The organism is Marivirga arenosa, assembly GCF_030503895.2.
GTDB classification, from domain to species: Bacteria; Bacteroidota; Bacteroidia; order Cytophagales; family Cyclobacteriaceae; genus Marivirga; species Marivirga arenosa.
Genome location: NZ_CP129970.2, coordinates 1,589,872 through 1,609,158 on the forward strand (window position 1 = coordinate 1,589,872; position 19,287 = coordinate 1,609,158).

At 32.8% G+C, this 19,287-nt stretch carries 18 protein-coding genes; 11 read left to right on the top strand and 7 right to left on the bottom strand.

All coding sequences use genetic code 11. The features are described 5' to 3' along the window. The first annotated feature begins 110 nt into the window (after positions 1 to 110). The gene (locus QYS48_RS06960; RefSeq protein WP_308358116.1) at positions 111 to 845 is read left to right on the top strand and encodes a hypothetical protein; all 735 of its coding nucleotides are present in this window, start codon (positions 111 to 113) and stop codon (positions 843 to 845) included. Positions 846 to 849: 4 nt separating this feature from the next. Here QYS48_RS06960 and QYS48_RS06965 read toward each other — a convergent pair whose 3' ends face one another. The 7 genes from QYS48_RS06965 to QYS48_RS06995 form a co-directional block, all read right to left on the bottom strand. Next, on the bottom strand, positions 850 to 1,584 hold the full coding sequence (locus tag QYS48_RS06965) for an NYN domain-containing protein (RefSeq protein WP_308358117.1): 735 nt from the start codon (positions 1,582 to 1,584) through the stop codon (positions 850 to 852). A gap of 102 nt (positions 1,585 to 1,686) precedes the next feature. Further along, positions 1,687 to 2,358, bottom strand: a complete 672-nt coding sequence (locus tag QYS48_RS06970) for a hypothetical protein (RefSeq protein ID WP_308358118.1) — start codon at positions 2,356 to 2,358, stop codon at positions 1,687 to 1,689. Between the two features lie 90 nt (positions 2,359 to 2,448). Further along, positions 2,449 to 3,630 carry an MFS transporter gene (locus QYS48_RS06975; RefSeq protein ID WP_308358119.1) on the bottom strand — a complete coding sequence of 394 codons (1,182 nt, stop codon included), beginning with the start codon at positions 3,628 to 3,630 and terminating at the stop codon, positions 2,449 to 2,451. 102 nt (positions 3,631 to 3,732) lie between these two features. Beyond that, complete coding sequence (locus QYS48_RS06980; protein WP_308358120.1) at positions 3,733 to 4,545, bottom strand: SDR family NAD(P)-dependent oxidoreductase; 813 nt, start codon at positions 4,543 to 4,545, stop codon at positions 3,733 to 3,735. 40 nt (positions 4,546 to 4,585) lie between these two features. Next, on the bottom strand, positions 4,586 to 5,035 hold the full coding sequence (locus QYS48_RS06985) for a hypothetical protein (RefSeq protein WP_308358121.1): 450 nt from the start codon (positions 5,033 to 5,035) through the stop codon (positions 4,586 to 4,588). Positions 5,036 to 5,106: 71 nt separating this feature from the next. Further along, positions 5,107 to 5,781 (bottom strand): LytTR family DNA-binding domain-containing protein, encoded by a 675-nt coding sequence (locus tag QYS48_RS06990; RefSeq protein ID WP_308358122.1) that lies wholly within the window; start codon positions 5,779 to 5,781, stop codon positions 5,107 to 5,109. After that, positions 5,778 to 6,782 (bottom strand): histidine kinase, encoded by a 1,005-nt coding sequence (locus QYS48_RS06995; RefSeq protein ID WP_308358123.1) that lies wholly within the window; start codon positions 6,780 to 6,782, stop codon positions 5,778 to 5,780. The genes QYS48_RS06990 and QYS48_RS06995 overlap by 4 nt, the downstream gene beginning before the upstream one ends. A 198-nt stretch (positions 6,783 to 6,980) precedes the next feature. On the opposite strand from QYS48_RS06995, the gene QYS48_RS07000 reads away from it, so the two are divergent. The 10 genes from QYS48_RS07000 (at position 6,981) to gltX (ending at position 19,286) form a co-directional block, all read left to right on the top strand. Further along, positions 6,981 to 7,325 carry a MotA/TolQ/ExbB proton channel family protein gene (locus QYS48_RS07000; protein ID WP_308358124.1) on the top strand — a complete coding sequence of 115 codons (345 nt, stop codon included), beginning with the start codon at positions 6,981 to 6,983 and terminating at the stop codon, positions 7,323 to 7,325. Between the two features lie 161 nt (positions 7,326 to 7,486). Beyond that, positions 7,487 to 8,923 (top strand): TlpA disulfide reductase family protein, encoded by a 1,437-nt coding sequence (locus QYS48_RS07005; protein ID WP_302102809.1) that lies wholly within the window; start codon positions 7,487 to 7,489, stop codon positions 8,921 to 8,923. A 292-nt stretch (positions 8,924 to 9,215) separates the two neighbouring features. Further along, positions 9,216 to 9,953: a bacteriorhodopsin gene (locus QYS48_RS07010; RefSeq protein ID WP_302102808.1), complete on the top strand. Its 738-nt coding sequence runs from the start codon at positions 9,216 to 9,218 to the stop codon at positions 9,951 to 9,953. Positions 9,954 to 10,006: 53 nt separating this feature from the next. Then, positions 10,007 to 10,936 carry a Brp/Blh family beta-carotene 15,15'-dioxygenase gene (locus tag QYS48_RS07015; RefSeq protein WP_308358125.1) on the top strand — a complete coding sequence of 310 codons (930 nt, stop codon included), beginning with the start codon at positions 10,007 to 10,009 and terminating at the stop codon, positions 10,934 to 10,936. A gap of 210 nt (positions 10,937 to 11,146) precedes the next feature. Further along, entirely contained in the window at positions 11,147 to 12,073 is a 927-nt protein-coding gene (locus QYS48_RS07020; protein WP_308358127.1) for a DUF6624 domain-containing protein, read from the top strand. A gap of 148 nt (positions 12,074 to 12,221) precedes the next feature. Then, positions 12,222 to 13,706, top strand: a complete 1,485-nt coding sequence (locus QYS48_RS07025; protein ID WP_308358128.1) for a YfcC family protein — start codon at positions 12,222 to 12,224, stop codon at positions 13,704 to 13,706. A gap of 81 nt (positions 13,707 to 13,787) precedes the next feature. Beyond that, a complete protein-coding gene (locus QYS48_RS07030) occupies positions 13,788 to 15,830 on the top strand; it encodes a M3 family metallopeptidase (protein ID WP_308358129.1) in 2,043 nt (680 codons plus the stop codon). A 248-nt stretch (positions 15,831 to 16,078) separates the two neighbouring features. Then, positions 16,079 to 16,768 (top strand): hypothetical protein, encoded by a 690-nt coding sequence (locus QYS48_RS07035; protein WP_308358130.1) that lies wholly within the window; start codon positions 16,079 to 16,081, stop codon positions 16,766 to 16,768. 23 nt (positions 16,769 to 16,791) lie between these two features. Beyond that, a complete protein-coding gene (locus QYS48_RS07040) occupies positions 16,792 to 17,331 on the top strand; it encodes a dihydrofolate reductase family protein (RefSeq protein WP_308358131.1) in 540 nt (179 codons plus the stop codon). 413 nt (positions 17,332 to 17,744) lie between these two features. Continuing rightward, positions 17,745 to 19,286, top strand: a complete 1,542-nt coding sequence (gene gltX / locus QYS48_RS07045; RefSeq protein WP_308358132.1) for a glutamate--tRNA ligase — start codon at positions 17,745 to 17,747, stop codon at positions 19,284 to 19,286. The last annotated feature ends 1 nt before the right edge of the window (position 19,287 follow it).

The window sequence follows — 19,287 nt, forward strand, 5'->3', positions numbered from 1 at the left end:
TAAGTTCTATCTTCTTAACTACTGCTAAGCAAATTAGTTGGGAATCGGCTCAGTAAAATAATATTAGGCCTGATTATTGGTTATGGAATAACATAAATAGCTACACCATTATGTTTATATTTACGTTTGCAATCAAAAAGAATCTTATTGATATGTTAAAAGGAATCTTATTACCGTTCATTTTGCTTTTCAGCATCAGTCCCTTATTTGCACAATATCAAACGGTCGGCAGTGCTCATAATTTGTTAGGTGTAGATGTTGAAGGATATGAGGTTGATTTACCTTTTTCTAAGGAAAAAGCTCAGAATAGCTGGAAAGAATACGCCAAGGATTTTGGTAGAAGTGAAGATACTCAAAACCATAAGACCTATCAAACTACATTCCGAACTGATATTTATGTGGAGGAGGTCTTGATTTTTAGTCAAATTACAGGAAATACCGAAAAAAGTGTGTTGTGGATGGGGATTGATCCACAAGGCATTCCAAAAGAGATCTACCCAGAGCTACAAAAAGCAGTTGAGGAGTTTGTATATAATTTCAACCTAAAAATGAGGACGGATTTAGCTCAAAAGAAAATAGATGAGTCCGAACAAGCGGCAACTTATCTAAGTAAAGAATTTGAGGATCTTAAAAGGGATGAACGTAAAAATCAAAAAAATTATGAGCGCACAAATGAAAAGATTTTAGAATACGAACAAGAGCTAAAAGAATTGAGAAATGACTCTACACAGTATGTTCAAACTTTAGAAAATCTTAAAAACTCCATAGATTCATTATATTCTGAAATTGAAAAAGTTAAATCTGTGGTGGAAGTATATAAAGAGAAATTAAAGGAGATTAACTAAAGAGCTATTTCTGCTTTTTTTTAAGTCGAACATAAACTAGTTTCAGATTATTTTTATTTCCTATGCGCTCCTCGATCTCAAAATTTTTAATGGATTTGATAAGAGGGGTAAGTTTAGGATAACCATAGTTTCTCGAATCAAAATTAGGTTGTTTCTTTTGCAATAAGTTTCCGACATCACCTAAGAATGCCCATCCGTCATCATCAGCTAAATCGGAAATGGTACTTGATATCAGTTTAATGTCTTTTTGAGTAATTTTATCAACATTAGGTTTTGATTTATCAGAACTAGCTTCTTTTTCTTCAGGTTGGGTATTTAATATTTCTATATATATAAACTTATCACAAGCCACTATAAATGGATTAGGGGTTTTCTTTTCTCCAATTCCATAAACTTTCATGCCTGCCTCTCGGAGCCTGGTAGCCAATCGGGTAAAATCACTATCACTGGAAACCAAGCAAAAGCCATCTACTTTTTCGGAATATAAGATATCCATTGCATCTATGATCATGGCCGAATCAGTAGCATTTTTCCCAGTGGTGTAGCCATATTGCTGTATGGGTGTGATGGCATTTTCCAACAATAAGTTTTTCCACTTACTTAAATTAGGCTTAGTCCAATCCCCATAAATTCTCTTAATAGTGGGATTACCGTATTTAGCAATTTCCTCCATCATTTCTTTCACATTGGCCGAAGGAATGTTATCCCCATCTATTAGTACTGCTAAATTGATATCCATTTTTTATGCGGTTAAGTTGTTATTAACATTGTACTGCTTTAAAGTGAATTAGTTGGTGCAACAGCAATTTATATCCATTGATCCTGATGCATGAGTAATCGGTTACTCTACCATATTGTAATAGATTTCAAATTCACCATATTCTTCCTTAGGTAAATTTTGAAAAGAAGTAGTAGTGATCCATGCATCCTTGAAAACGGATTCGTATTCAATGAAAAACATTTTTTGACCTCTATCGAAGTAGTCATAGAAAAAATTTACGATAGGATCCAATCCAGAGCTACCACCTCCAGCGGAGAAAAGTTCTAACTCTTCACCCGGAGATAAAACAAGCCCATCAATAAGGCTAGCTGCATTAAATGAATATACGGTGTCACTATTTCTCTCATTATAGAAATGATAGAGGTTGTGGTGAAGGAAGGTGGAGTCTTTCTCTTTAATGTATAATCCTTTTATAAATGCTGGGCCAAGGCCTTTGTTTTTGATACTTATCGAAAAACCACTTTCTCCCGAATATGGAATAAATTGTAAGTAAGGTAATACTGCAGCTTTTTGCTGTTTTACTGTTAACTCATATTGCTTATCTAAAATATAGCTTTGATATAAAAGAACTACCAAAGTAAAAAGCGCTATGGCCATGGCCGATAAACTGACAATTTTATCGGCATTCCAAAACTTCTTTTTAGGGGCTTTCTGATTATATCTTTTTTTATAATAAGGTTTTTTATTTTTACTCTTTTTTTCTTGATACTGGTTTTCAGGTTTTTTTTCCATTCTTCTTTAAGGGGATATTTCAAATTTACGTCTTAATGATACGGTCAATTTTAATAGAATCCTAAAAAATCTATTCAAGAATGTTATGAGCTAATTTGAAATAAGTGGGTTTTTAGAATTTAGAAAATACAAACCTAAAACTGGCCCTATAGCTAAAATACTAAACAAGTATTCTGGCCTCAGCTCTATTCTTAGAATATTTAATAATTGAATGCTCATGATAGTAATGGCAAATCCGATTGAATTTACAATGGTTAATGCAGTGCCTTTATTTTCAGCAGGTGCATGAGTAGCGACTAAGGTTGAAAAAAGAGGAGAGTCAGCTATTACTACCATTCCCCAGAAAATTAAAAACCCAATGAAAAGTGCGGGATTGAAATACATAACTGCTATTGGCGAAATTAGACAACATAGGCCAGATAAGGATAGAGACCATGCAGCTGTTTTTTTAGTCCCCAAGCTTTCTGAAATATATCCACCGGATATACATGCTATACTTCCAACACCAATAATTATAAATGACATTAAAGAAATGTTGAATTCTACGGTTTTATGGAAACCTTGATAGACGCCAAGAAATATAGGGACAAAAGCCCAGAAGGCATATAGTTCCCACATATGGCCGAAGTATCCAAAAGCAGAAGCCCTAAACTCTTTCTTTTTAAACACTTGAAAAAAAGCTGTAAAATCGGGTCTTTGACTCCTTCTGCGATTGGGCCCATCGGCTAAAAAGAACATGAGCAATCCTCCAACGAAAGCTAATGATGAAGTGAAATATAGGACGAATTCCCATTGAATATCTTGTGTGAATAAATTTAATAGATGAGGAAAAGCGGTTCCTAATACTAAAGCCCCAACTAAAAACCCTAAAGATTTTCCTAATCCTTTTTCAAAATAATCTGATGCAATTTTCATTCCTACTGGATAAATACCTGCGAGGAAAAAGCCTGTTGCAAATCTAGAGCTAATTAAACTAACTAATGTATTTTCTTCCCAAACAGCTCCCAAATTAAAAAGTGACCCTATGATAGCACAAACAAAAAACACCTTAGAAGGAGAAAAGCGATCCGCTATGGAAAGAATAGCAAAAACTAATGTTCCTGATATGAATCCAAATTGCACAGCAGATGTCAGGTTTCCTAAAGCGGTGGGCGCCAGGTTAAAATTCAATAATAAATCCGGCATTACCGCATTACCTGCAAACCATAAAGAAGTACAGCAGAATTGAGAAAATACTACAATCGGTAGCACATAAGGAGGAGGATTCTTCATAGATATCAATTAGATAAATTGAAATTAATTATTTCCTCTTATAAATAATGGATATGCAGAGATAGATTTATAAAATCTCTGATTGTTAAAATAGAAGGGCTTTCATAAAAAGCCATTTACCATTTTCTCGCTTTCTTCCCAAAGTCTTTCTCGTGCAGCGGAGCTATTGGCTAATGCGCTAGCTTTTTTAACTTTTTTATCCTTAAAATACTCACCATTCTTATCTTTTGGGAGGTCTTGAGTAGCAAGATATATGGAAGTGGATGCCCCTTCTCTTGTGGTTTTCATGAAGGGCTTTCCTAATTTCCACATAATTTTTAAGAAGCCAGATAAGGAATCTCCAAAACCAGAATCGATCACGCCAGGGTGTAAAGCATAAGAGGTCATTCCTTTATCGACTAAGGATTTGGTAAACAAGATATTATATAATTTGGCATTGCCGTAGCCTTTTATTGCTGAATAGTTTTTCTGTAAATTCAAATCAGACCAATTTGGATTTCCTGCTCGATGTGCTTCTGAACTAACATTTATTACCTTGGTTTTGCTTTTTTCGAGCAGCGGCATGATGGTTTTCACTAATAAGAAATGACCTAAGTGATTGACAGCCAGGTGTAACTCATAGCCATCTTTACTTTCTTTTCTTTCCTGAAAAGTACCACCAGCGTTATTTATTAATACATCTAAATGATCTGTGAGTTTAAGCAATTCCTCAGCAGCTTTTTTTACGGAATTTAAATCAGCCAAATCACATTGAATAATACTTACATGAGATTTTTTATCCCAATTGGAAATGATTTCCTCAGCTTTTTGAGTATTTCTAACTAGGAAAATTAGCTTATTGCCTTGTTCTAATAATGCTTCTGATGTAGCAAGCCCTATACCTGAGGTTGCGCCTGTTATAGCTATGGTTTTCATAAGTTGAATTTTCTACATCAACTTCAATATCACAAAATGGTTACTTAATTCTTTCATAATATGAATCGGAGCCATCTGCTGGAGAACCGTGAAAGAGTAAATATTCTTTATTGAGATAGATTGTACCGAAAGTGTTTTCAATTCCTACTTCTGAATTAAGATAAAATGCGGTTTCACCTCGCGTTTCCAGTTCCCAGAAAGTAGTGCTTGCTAACTCTCCTTTTCGATATACTAGAATAGAATCTACACCAATATTTAAAACATACTCCTCTTCTCGAACATCAGCCCAAGCTGCAGAAGTTGCTTCCGAACAGCAATATTGATATATCAATTGCCATTCCCCTATAAGCTCGCTTTTGAAGTCCTCAGAATTCCAGTTTTGCGTTTCATGATAATCATAAAATTTTTGATTATCGAATGGGGGTTCAAATTCCTTTTCACAAGCAACAAATAAAAATAAGGACAACGAAAATGGGATAGCTTTTTTCATGTTAAACGATTTTAGGTCAATTAATAGACCCGCTATTTCTTCCAGAAGTTGCTTGTATAAAATGGAATTTACTAATCACCCAAATTCAAATCCTTTTTGAAAGATCTTGAAATAGTCAGCCAATCTTCACCAACTTTAACCTTCTCTTTTTGGTAGGCCATTATTTTATCCTGATTAATTACAAAAGAGCGGTGAATTTGAATAAATGATTCGGGTAATTCCTCTATCAATGTTTTTAAAGTCATTTTTGTTAAAATAGGCTTTTGACTTTCCAGATAGAACTTTAAATAGTCTCCTCTTGCTTCTATATATTTTATATCAGATAGCATGACCTTTACTTGCTGTCTTTCATGGGTTATGAATATATGATCTTTAGTATGTTTAATTTCTGCTTCGTTATCTAAATCAGATACCGCTTTCAGAAATCTTTCGAAGGATATGGGCTTTAATAAGTAATCAATAGCTTTTACTTCAAATGCATCAACAGCGTATTTTCTATACGCTGTAATGAAAATGACTTTCGGTCTAGTTGGATAACTTTTTATAAATGTAAGCCCATCTAAACCAGGCATTTCTATATCCAAAAATAGTAAATCTACTTTATTACTCTTTAGAAACTCTCGTACTTCCCAAGCATCTTTAAAAACTCCCTTAAGTTCAAGGAAAGGGACTTTATCAGTATAATCGCTAATTAATTCACGAGCTAAAGGCTCGTCATCTGCTATTACACATTTCCACTTTTTCATTGACATGGCAGTTCTATTTCGATATTAAAAATTTTACCAGTTATCATATGGTTCATTTTGTAATGACTTTTGTATAAATAAGCCAATTGACTTTTAATATTTTTTAGTCCAATTGCTTGAGAATTTGATTCTGAACTGACGAAATTATTAGAAAAAGAAATTTTAATCTTAGACTCAATCACTTCAATCATGTAATTAATAATTAATTCATCAGAATTATTTTTCCCACCGTGTTTAAAACAGTTTTCCATCAAGGTGATAAGTAGAAGTGGTGGAATTTGAATCTCATTTTGATTTCCAACATTCAATTCTTGATGTATTTTTAATCGGTCTCCAAACCTAAAACTCTCTATATAGATATAGTCTTCCAAAACCTTAACCTCATCTGATAATCTAACTAAGTTCTTTTTACTATTCTCTAATATATATTCCAGTAATGCACTTAGCCTTAATATAAGTTCTGGTGCTTTATCTGATTTTTTAAGGCTTAAAGCATATAAGTTATTCATGGTATTGAATAAGAAATGTGGATTCAGTTGGCTTTTTAAAAATTTCAATTCTGCCTCAGCCATGTTTTTCAATGCTTCATTCTTTTCTGTATCAGTTGCTCGCCATTTATCGATACTGGTAATGGCTAAAAAAAGCATGACAATAAGAAATAAAACAGTATTTAATATGGCAAAATCCTGAGTGGCAGGAGGCATTAAATCATATTGATAATTGGCAATAAAAATGAAAATGATGGTATTAAGTGTAAGAGTTATAAATTCTGCAATTATGAAAGTATATATTGAGTAAAGCGCAAACCTAAATTTTTTACCTTTTAGTAAAAACTGTGGAATAAGGTAGTAAGAAATAGTATATGCTAATCCAATGGTTATCGGCATGTAAATAGAAGAAAGTAAAAATGCCTCATTCCAATTATTGTTATAGCTCATCAAGAATGAACAAAGCAAAAAGGATAGGCCCCAGAATAGGATATGGTATAATAATTTAAACATGAAGTGTAAATTTATACAAGAAATAATAAGAATACTTTATAATCGACCGATAACCGTTTTTAGTAGGCAGAATGCAATTTTGATACTTGAATAATATAAATACGTTATCCACCATTTTAAATTGGTTGATGATCGACTAATAAAAAAACTTAAAGGATTACTTATTACACTTGCATTTCACTTAACCAAAAAAGAATTATGAGCATTATTGAATTACATTTTACAGGAGGTATATTATTTATGGGAATACTGTTTCTTTTATTAGTGGCAGTAATTATCACCTCAGTTATAGCATTTAAAAATAAGTCAGAGAGATGGCTTAAAATATCTCAGGAGATCGCACTATTTGCATTGGTTTTCGGAATCTTAGGTCAGTTGGTAGGCTTGTTTGGTGCTTTTGAAGCTATAGAACAAGTTGGAGAAGTTTCTCAAGCATTATTAGCTGGGGGTTTGAAAGTTTCTTCTTATCCTACCTTATATGGGCTTTTCATTTTTTTAGTTGGAAAAGGTTTAAAAATCGGATTTAGTTTAATTAATAAATAGCCGTTCAAATTAAGAAAACCCAATAAGTGTCTCATGAATTATTGTGGAATTTTTTGAACAACTAAGCACGCTGAATCAGCGTGCTTTTTTTCTAGAAAAATTTGATTCTAATTTTAATCAACTAATAAATTAGTTATATTGAGCTTTATAATAAATTTACTATGTATAAAGCCATTTTGAAAACATTAATTGTCAGTTATTTACTATTAATAAGCTCATTTACTTCCAAAGCTTTACAAGAGGATTTTGACTTAAATGGAAAAAGCAGTTTTTTAATTGAAAATACTTCTTCTGATACTGCTTTTATCAACATTGAAAACTGGTATACCATACCATGGAAAGTTCAAAAAATTGATACATTTATATTAAAAAATAATTCGTTTTATACTTCACTAATATCGCAAGCCAAGGATTATTTCAATCTAAAAATTAATAATAAAGCATTTAAAATATTTTCTAAACCTGGCTCCATCGTTCAAATAATATATCAGTCAGAAGATAATATCAATTTTAGCGGCTCAGAAAAAAACGTTAACGAGTTTTTGTTAAAAAAGGGAAATTATTTTCAATCAACAGAATCGGATTGGATGCCCCGCGTTCGTTTTACACATAATACTGATGAATTTGAAGAAATTATAACCGCAAATGATTCAATCACAAAACTTCAACAAAAGTTCTTGACCGACAATAAAATGGAATTACCCAATTGGTATTTTTCATTCGAAAGAAAAAGGCTAAACTATCTCAATGCCTATTGGAAATTAAACAGTTTAATGTATAGAAAAAGAATGCTCAATAAATCGGATTCTTTAGGGCCTCAATTTTTAGAATTAACCATTAATGATTTGTCAATTAATGATTCGGATATGTTGGGAAATAAAAGGTATATGAATTTTTTAAGCGATTTCATAGGCTATAAATCAGACCCAATGTATGAAAATAAAATGCCTTCAAACACTGAAGAATGGATAGTATTTTATGAACATTCAATAGATGTAATTAATCAGCTATTAACAGCTGAGGTTAAGGATACCTACTTGACATTTACTTTGTTAATTATTATTGAAAGAAGAAGGTATATTTTTAATACTAAATGGATTGAAAATATTGAAGGTGAGGAATTAAAAAAATTAGTCTTACAGAAATATGAAGCCAATCCTATTTTGCCAAAAGGATCACAGCTACCTTTCTTTTTATTAACCGACAGTGCTGGAAATAGAATTAAATCCAATGATTTTAAAGGTAGAATTCTATTGATAAATTTCTGGGCAACATGGTGTAAGCCTTGTATTAAGGAATTTCCCTATGAAAATAAATTAGTTGAGCGATATGACGATCAAGAGCTAAGTGTAGTTAATATATGCATGTATTCAGATAAGAAAACGTGGAAAAAATATATTCAGAAATACCAACTAAAGTCAATTAATCTCTTTGCTGAAAATAGTTGGACTTCAAAAATTGAAAAGGATTTTGGAATTAGAGGAATTCCTCACAGTGTATTGGTTGATGAAAATGGAAAAGTATTTCAAAATAAGTGTGCCCGACCAAGTGAAGATATATCAAAAGAGATTGATAAATTACTCATTAAGGATTATTAATGTCCCAAATTAAAACATCTACAACCTTCTAAATTGAAATTAGGCTTATTGTGAATCTTTATAAAATATAATTTATGTTTTTATGAACTTGTTAAACAATAATTATCAGTTAATTTATGATAGTTTAAAATAGTTCTATACAACAATATTATATATTGCTATTAGGGGGTAAAATGTTTTACTATTTTATATTAAGAATTTATATCAATAAATAATTTGTTTAAAAAACAACACAAACTATTAAACAAAAAACACAACACTCTGTTTAGTACCAAAATAAACAAAAATAACTATGGTACTATCAGAGATTATTATCATTCCCGAAGGGGACGTAGTAGCATTTACCTTTTTTATAGGGTATATGGCTATGATGGCAGCATCCGTATTCTTCTTTTTTGAGAGAAGTCAAGTTGATGCTAAATGGAAAACCTCATTATTGGTTTCCGGTCTTATTACCTTCATTGCAGCAGTTCACTACTACTATATGAAGGATTACTATTTGAGTACAGGTGAAAACCCTACATCATTGCGTTACATTGACTGGACTTTAACAGTTCCATTGATGGCTGTAGAGTTTTATTTATTAACAAAAGCTGCTGGAGCTAAACTAAACTTATTATGGAAGCTTATTGTGGCTGCTGTATGGATGTTAGTATTTGGTTACATTGGTGAAGCTTTCAACCCAGAAGGCGGAGATACTACACACTCGGTAATTTATGGTGTAATATCAACACTAGGTTATGTTTATATCCTTTATACTGCATGGTTTGGTGAGGTTGCTCAACTTGCTAAAAACAGTGATAATGCCAAGGTAAAACAAGGTGTTAGAGTACTAGCATGGTTTGTTTTAGTAGGATGGGCTATTTATCCGATTGGGTATATGTGTATGCCTGGTGGCTGGTTAAATGTAGCTTTAGGATGGGGTCCTCAAAATGTAGATTTATTCTACAATATAGCGGATGCTATCAACAAAATTGGGTTTGGTTTAGTAGTTTATGGTATTGCCATTAACTCATCAAACAAATCATAATTAAAGTATTTTTTATGCCTCTTCAGAAAAACCTGAAGAGGCTTTTTTTCATTATGACTAAAGCAATATTCTACTTTATCGCAGCTAACCTATTATTTTTACCCTTGCTATCCATATCAGAAGGGCCATTTCAGAATTTTGCTTTTTATATTACTGTACCTTTCATTATCATTTTTGGAATTCCACATGGAGCGATTGATAATGTATTGTTTAAAAGGAGTAAAAAAATATCCAATTTTAAATTTATTGCGGTATACCTCAGCATAATTGCATTAAATATTGGGTTATGGCTAGTTACGCCTGTTTTTGCATATGTCTTATTCCTTTTAATTTCAGCTTATCATTTTGGGCAATCTGAATTCACACACTATCTTAAAAAACAGACCTTTTATCATAAGATTTTATTCTTTTCATGGGGTTTAATCTTAATTGTAGGCTTAATATATTTTAATTTAGCGGAAATCAACTTAATGACTCAAAAGTATGAGTCATTTGCGAGTTTTGAATTAGTACATTCTAAGCAAATGCTTGAAATAATATTTGTTGGTTCACTTGCTATCACACTTATTATACTTGCGCAGCTCGTTTATAAAAATATCATTTCTATTGAAACCGTATTAATGGAAATAATAGTAATGTCATTGACATTATTAAGCTTCTATCTTATGCCATTGCTAATTGGTTTTAGCCTTTACTTTATCATTCTACATTCTTATAAAGTAATGGAAGAGGAGTTTAAATATCTAAAATCAGAAAATATCATATCTAATTTGAAAGGCTTTTTGAAGTTACTTACTCCTTTTAGCGTACTTTCTTTTGCTGGAATACTCTTTCTTTTTGCCCTTATTTATTTTAACATAATCAGCCTATCCTATGGTTATATTATGTTAATTATCATTTCCTCTATCACCCTACCTCATGTGTTTGTAATGGATCAATTTTATAATTTATTATTCAAATCGGGTTTTTTCAGAAACTCGTAATCTTTCCTGTTTTAATAATCCGTTTTAAAATTTGAAGCTCATGTTGATACAAATCAAAAACATATGCTGCTTTTCTTTCTCCGTATCATTAATATATCACTTTAGTTTCATGCTTTAGTTAAGTATCTTCATTAACAGGTAGCTCAACGACTAATCCGTCATGGATCTAAAATAGACACTAAGCTTGTATCATAATTAAACAAAAATATTATGAAAAAGATACTTGCTTTCGCCCTTTTATTAATTTTCATTCAATTTTCTTATGCTCAGGATTTGAGAAAAGAAGCGGATAGTTTAAAACAAATTGGTTTACTAGAGCCTGCTTTGATGAAGTATGGTGAGCTCATGATAAAAAACCCTACACGGACTACCTCATACTACCTTGCACAAACTTGTGCATTACTATGGACTAAAGATATGCGAGACACAGCCTTCCATTTCTTAAAGTATGCCATAGAAAACGATCATAATTTGGCAGCTCTTCATGACCCTAGCTTCTTGAGTTTGATTGAGGATCCAAGGTGGAAGAAAATAGAAAACCATCAGATCATGATGTATCAAAGAAATCATCCACCTATTAAAAATCAAAAGTTTGCAAAAGAACTTCTGCGAATGATCATAAAAGATCAAGGATTCATGTATGCCGGTAATTTAGAACGAGAAAAATATTTGAAGAATGGTGGGGTTTTTAATACAGCTGCAATTTATCCAGTACTTGCTTTAGAAGAAAAGTATAAAGCAGAAAATATAGATAAACTTAATGATTTATTAGATGATTTCGGGTGGCCATCTGTTTCAGAAGTTCCAGAAATTGCTATTGATGGAGCTACTCTTATTGTACAGCATGCAGATCATGATATGAGAATCAAATTTTTCCCATATGTAAGTGAGGCCTTTAGAAGGGGAGAAGTAGATCCACTTTTGTATGCTAAAATGAAGGATCGAATTTTAATCGAAAAAGGTAAAGAACAACTCTATGGTACACAGATTGAGATTATTAATTCTGAAAAGAAATTACTACCTCTTAAAAATCCTGAAAATGTAGATAAAAGGAGAGAAAAAATAGGATTAGGGCCACTTCAACCTTATTTAAAGGAAAGGTTTAACATAGATTGGACCTTAGCCCATTATAAATAATTTTAAGTCACTAATAGGCAATACTAGCTTATTGCCTTTTTTCTTCTTTACCTATTTAGTTAAGCTTTAAAAAAAGCTTAACAGCTATTCTAATATTTAAAGAAAAATCATTCTCTTATATTTGGGTTAAAACGACAAAAAAGAGAGAATGAAATTTCCTGCAGCCCAAACCATTTTAATCATCATTGCTGGTTTAGTAACAATAATGACCTGGATCATTCCAGCTGGAAGTTACAATAGTTTAAGCTATAATGAATCTGCTGATAATTTTGTCATCCAAAGCCAGGATAGCAGTTATCAATTAGCTGCATCAGAAGAAAGCTTGAGTAAGTTGAATGTAAATATTCCGATAGATAAATTTACAAGCGGGGCCATATATAAACCCATTAGCATTCCGAATACTTATGAAAGGCTTCCCTCAAAACCTCAAGGCTTTATGGATTTTATTTCAGCCCCGATTAAGGGAATTATAGAAGCAGCCGATATTATTTTCTTGGTATTAATCATTGGAGGAATGATTGGAATAATGAATACTACCGGAGCTTTTAATGCAGGGATGGCTTGGCTCTCAAAAGTGCTGAAAGGAAAAGAGTTTTTGTTGATCATATTTACTTCATTACTAATTTCTCTCGGTGGAACCACTTTTGGTTTAGCAGAAGAAACCTTGGCCTTCTATCCTATACTAATCCCTATTTTCATTGCAGCGGGCTATGACACCATGGTGGGTCTAGCCAGTATTTTTCTAGGGTCTGCTATTGGTGTAATGGCCAGTACAGTCAACCCTTTTGCAACTATCATTGCATCAGATGCTGCAGGGATTAGCTGGACTTCAGGATTGGAAGGAAGAATTGTTTTGTATATAGTATCTATGACTGTTACCATATTATACATATTATGGTACGCCAAAAAAGTAAAAAACAATCCTGAAAAATCCCTAACTGATCCTAAAGCAACCAAATCTTTAGCATACATTCAACAAGCAACTTCCGATAAACATATTGCACTTACACTAAGGTTGAGAATCATTCTAATCGTATTTACTGCTTGTTTTGTGGTGATGATATTAGGAGTTTCCCAATGGGGCTGGTGGTTTGTTGAAATGACTACAGTCTTTTTTGCAGGAGCTATATTAATTGGGTTTATAGCGAAAATGAAAGAAAATGATTTCATTGAATCTTTTCTGCAAGGGGCAGCGGATTTATTAGGTGTTGCATTCATTATTGGTTTAGCAAGAGGCATTACTATCATCATGAATGATGGATTAATTAGTGATAGTATTTTGTTTTATGCAAGTGAACTTACAACCGGGATGAATAAAGGAGTATTCATCAATACACTATATTTTATTTACCAGGGCCTTACCTTTTTCATTCCTTCAAGTTCTGGAATGGCGGTTTTAACAATGCCTATTCTTTCTCCACTTGCTGAAAATGTGAATATAGGAAGAGAACTTATCGTGAATGCTTATCAAATGGGGAATGGTCTTTTTAACAGCGTGAGCCCAACAGGTTTGGTTTTAGCTTCCTTAGGTTTGGTAAAAATTGGATATGATAAATTCTTAAAATTTATGGTACCTCTTTATATTATGTTAGCCATAGTAGGAGTGATATTTTTGACCATATTAGCTTTTTAAAGTTTCAATACATAAATCTTTACTATCTACTTTCCGTATCAAAAAGCTTAAGTTTGCATTTAAATTAAAGTATAGATTTATATGAGTAATCCTTTATTAGAAGAATTCAAAACACCTTTTCAAACGCCTCCATTTGATAAAATTAAGTCTGAGCATTTTATGCCTGCAATAGAGGAGGCGATAAAAGAAGCTAAACAGGAAATAGAGGAAATCACTTCTCAAGAAAAAACACCAACCTTTGAGAATACAATTGAAGCATTAGAATTTAGTGGTAAGAAATTGAATTCTATTTCTTCCATATTATTCAACTTGAACAGTGCAGAGACGAATGAAAAAATTCAGGCCGCTGCTAGAGATGCCTCTCCAATATTATCAGAATTTGGAAATGATATATGGCAAAATGAAGCCTTATTCAAAAGGGTAAAAGCGGTTCATAATCAGAAAGACAAACTTGATTTAAACCAAGAACAGCAAATGCTTATGGATAAAACGTATAAGTCATTTGTAAGAAATGGAGCAGATTTAAATTCTGTAGATAAAGCCCGATTTAAAGAAATTTCCAAAAAGCTTTCCCAACTCACACTTACGTTTGGTGAAAATGTTTTGGCTGAGACAAACGATTTTGAATTAGTTATTTCAGACGAAAAGGACTTAGGTGGCCTACCAGATTCTATAAAAAAACAGGCGGCATCCACAGCAAAAAGCAAAGGCCATGAAGGCAAATGGGTTTTCACATTACAAGCCCCAAGTTTTGTACCTTTTATGGAAAATGCTGATAATAGAGACCTCAGAGAGAAACTTTATAAAGCATTCATGTCTAAAGCCAATAAAGGCGATAAGCATGATAATAAAGATATTATAAAAGAGATTGTTAGCCTAAGGAGCGAGATGGCAAACCTTTTAGGGTATGGAAGCTATGCGGATTATGTATTAGAAGAAAGGATGGCAGAGGGAGCAGATAAAGTTCAAAATTTCTTATCTGACTTATTAAATCAATCATTACCAAAAGCGAAAGAAGAAGTTGAAGAAATAAAAGCGTTTATTAAGGAAGAAGGTGATGATATTGAATTACAAAGATGGGATTGGGCCTACTATTCTGAAAAACTTAAGAAAAAGAAATACGCGATTGATGATGAATTGCTAAGACCTTATTTCAAATTGGAAAATGTTTTAGATGGCGTATTTCAAACCGCTGAGAAATTATATGATATCAGGTTTAAGGAAGTAAAGAATATTCCGGTTTATCATAAGGAAGTTACTACTTATGAGGTGACAGATTTAGAGGATAAGCCAATTGCCATATTTTACACAGACTTCCATCCTCGCGAAGGAAAAAGAGGAGGCGCATGGATGACGACTTATCGTGATCAATACAGAAAAGATGGTGAAGAAGTAAGGCCATTAGTATCTAATGTGTGTAATTTCACCCCTTCATCTCCTGACAACCCTAGTTTATTAACATTCAATGAGGTAACTACTTTATTCCATGAGTTTGGTCATGCTTTACACGCCATGCTAGGTAATGGTCAATACGGAAGTTTAACCGGAGCTAACGTATATTGGGATTTTGTAGAATTACCTTCACAAATATTCGAAAACTGGTGTTATGAAAAAGAATGTCTGGATCTTTTTGCGAAACACTATGAAACAGGAGAAAAGATTCCTCAAGAATATATCGACAAGATAAAAGCAAGTAGTGCTTATCACGAAGCCTATGCAACCGTAAGGCAAGTAAGCTTTGCTATCTTGGATATGGCATATTTCAGTTTATCAAAAGAACAAGCTGATAATATTGATGATGTTGCTGCTTTTGAGCAAAAAGCCATGGCTCCAACTGAACTATTTCCTAGTGTTGAAGGGGCTTTAATGAGTACTCAATTTGGTCATATTTTTGCTGGAGGATACGCTTCTGGATATTACAGCTATAAATGGGCAGAAGTTTTGGATGCAGATGCATTCTCACTTTTTAAAGAAAAAGGAATTTTCAATAAGGAGGTTGCTCAATCCTTTAAAGACAATATCCTGTCAAAAGGCGGAAGTGAACATCCAATGGAATTGTATAAAAGATTCCGTGGAAGAGAACCTAAAATAGAAGCTTTACTAGAAAGAGCAGGCTTAAAATAATAAGTAGCTGATTTATTAAATTCTGAAGCACGCTTGAAAGAGCGTGCTTTTTTATTTTATGTTCAATATTTGCCATGTATGGTTTAATTGAAATAATATAAAAAAAATAAAAATAATTATATCATATTTGTTTTGTAACAAAAATCAGCTGGCCCAATACTATATTCCAGAGGTTAATAACCAATGGTTTAACAAAATTTTTGGCCCATTATTTGGTTTTAGCCAGTTCGCACTAATTTATTTATGATATGAAGAAGTTATTTACAATTCTATTAGTTCTTAGTGTTGTTGTAGCACAAGCACAAACAACCTATGAAATTAAACCAAAGCCAAAACCGAAAACTAATACTCAAACTTCTAAAACTACTGTTAAACGATCAACTATAGATTTTAATAAAGACGATGGTGAGCCCAGAAGGGTCAAAGGAGAAAAGTTTAGTAGAAACTCTTTTTACCTTAATGTTCTAGGTTCGTCGATCCCAGCGTCTTTTAATTATGAAAGAATTATAACTAAGAATGGATTAATAAATTTTGCAGCCAAACTTGGTGGATTTTACCTTCCCATTCCCCAATATGATGATTTAAAGTTAGCAAATGCTAGTTTCGAGTTTAATATGCTAGTAGGAAGAAAAAGTCACTTATTTACTATGGGCTTCGGATGGGCAGGATATTACGGACAATGGTATAATGGTAGACAACAGGAAGTAAGAAACTACGGAATTCCTACCAGTACTTTTAACATGCACTATCGTTTCCAAAAACCATCTCATAGTGTATTCTTCCAGGTAGGCTTTACATCTACTACTCTATTAGGCTTTGCTACTGATGACTTGGTAGAAATGGCTATTGGTAATGCAGTGATTTACGGTGTGGATTTAATATTTGGTGAGAAACCAAACTTCACTGTACCTTCAATTGGAATAGGCTATTCTTTCTAGTAATTTCACTAGAAATTAATATAATGTCTAAAAACAAAGTTTTTATTGCTACCAGTATAGATAATTTTATTGCGGATAAAAATGGCAATATTGATTGGCTCCATTCAATCCCAAACCCTGATCAAGATGATATGGGTTATCAGCAATTTATGAATGGGGTCGATGCTTTATTGATGGGTAGAAATACTTTTGATACAGTTTCTGGTTTTGATATTGAATGGCCATATGAAAAGCCTGTTTTTGTATTAAGTAATTCTTTAAAACAGATACCTGACGAACTTTCCGGAAAAGTAGAATTGTTAAACGGAGATTTAAATTCCGTTTTAAATACTAACCATAATAAGGGCTATTCTAATTTGTATATCGATGGAGGAAAATTAATTCAAAGTTTCTTAAAAGAGGATTTGATAGATGAAATGACCATCACCAAAATCCCTATTTTACTCGGTGAGGGAGTCTCTTTATTTTCATCACTAGAACACCCATTAAATTTTGAATGTATTAATACTAAAATATATTTAAATAGTATTGTGCAAAACCAATTTAAACGAGTAAGAAAATAGGTTATATTTTAAAGTATAAAAAAGCGGCCAATTAAGTAAATACCTGGGAAAAGTGACATAAACACAATGCACTTTAAACAGATCATTATAGTTGGGTTTCCTTTTTTATCATTATTCAAATTAGATATTTGCTTTTCCATAATATTGGTAGTTTAAGATTGATAGTAGGTTATATAGGATTTTATTACATACAAGTGTAATTTAATAATTTCTGTTTTCAAATACCTTAAAGACTAAATTAATTCTACAGATTATTTAAAAATTGCGATAAAAATACGTGATACACCTATTAATAGTATTCAAAATGAGAGATGATTAGAAATCATATTATTGGGGCATAAATCTAATCTTTATGCGAGTTTTACACATTATTGATTAATTTTGCAGCCCATTAGCATAAAAACATAAATCTCATGAGTCAAGCTGTACGTGTACGTTTTGCCCCTAGTCCAACCGGACCACTTCATATCGGTGGAGTTAGAACGGCTTTATATAACTATCTTTTTGCTAAAAAAGAAGGTGGAAAATTCATTTTACGAATTGAAGACACTGATCAAAACAGATATGTAGAAGGAGCAGAGGATTATATTCACCAAACTTTAAAATGGTTAGGGATTACACCTGATGAAAGCCCTTGGAATGATGAAGGTGAAGTAGGGCCGTATAGGCAAAGTGAGCGTAAGGAAATTTATGCAAAATATGCACAGCAATTGCTTGATGAAGATAAAGCATATTACGCATTCGACACTGCAGAAGAATTGGATGAAATGCGTGAGCGTTTGAAAGCAGCTCGAGTAGATACTCCTCAGTATAATGCGATTACTCGCATGCAGATGAAAAACGCCTTGACACTTTCCAAAGAAGAAGTACAACAAAAACTTGATGCTGGTGAGCCTTATGTTATTAGATTGAAGGTACCTAGAAAAGAAGAAATCAGACTAAACGATAAAGTAAGAGGTTGGGTAATGGTTCACTCTACTCAAATTGATGATAAAATCATCATGAAGTCAGATGGAATGCCTACCTATCATTTAGCGAATGTAGTGGATGATCATTTAATGGGGATCACGCATGTAATCAGAGGAGAAGAATGGTTGCCATCTGCACCATTACATGTTTTACTTTATCAGTTTTTAGGTTGGGAAGATACCATGCCAACATTTGCTCACTTACCATTATTACTAAAACCAGATGGAAATGGTAAATTAAGTAAGCGTGATGCCGAAAAACATGGTTTCCCTATTTTCCCAATGGAATGGAAAGACCCTGCTTCAGGAGAAATGTTAGCAGGCTTTAAAGAAGATGGCTACCTGCCAGATGCTTTGATTAACTTTTTAGCATTCTTAGGCTGGAACCCAGGAGGGGAGCAAGAGATTTTCAGTTTAGAGGAATTAATAAATGCTTTCTCACTGGAAAGAATCGGAAAAGCAGGAGCCAAGTTTGATATCCAAAAAGCGAAGTGGTTCAATGAGCAGTATTTGAAAAGTAAAACGAATGCTGAGTTGGCAGATTATTTAAAGAAAGATACTGAAGCTAATGGCATTGAAGTTTCACAGCAAAAACTAGAGCGTATTGTTCATGCATTAAAAGAGCGTGTTACTTTCCCTACTGAATTCTGGACCCAAGGACAGTATTTCTTTAAAAAACCAGATCATTATGATGAAAAGGTAGTGCGTAAAAAATGGAATGCTGATGTAGATAAGGCCTTAAGCTTATACGCAAATGCTTTAGAGAAAGTAGAACACCTTGATGCTGGAAATGCCAAGGCAACTTTTGCTGCTGTATTGGAGGAAGAAGGAATAGGCATGGGAAAAGTAATGCAATCTTTAAGAGTTAGTATTACTGGAGAAGCAGGCGGACCAGATTTAATGGATATTATTGAAATTTTAGGAAAAGAAGAAATAACAGAAAGGATCCGAATAGCGTTAGATAAGCTAAAGGACCAAATTTCTTAAT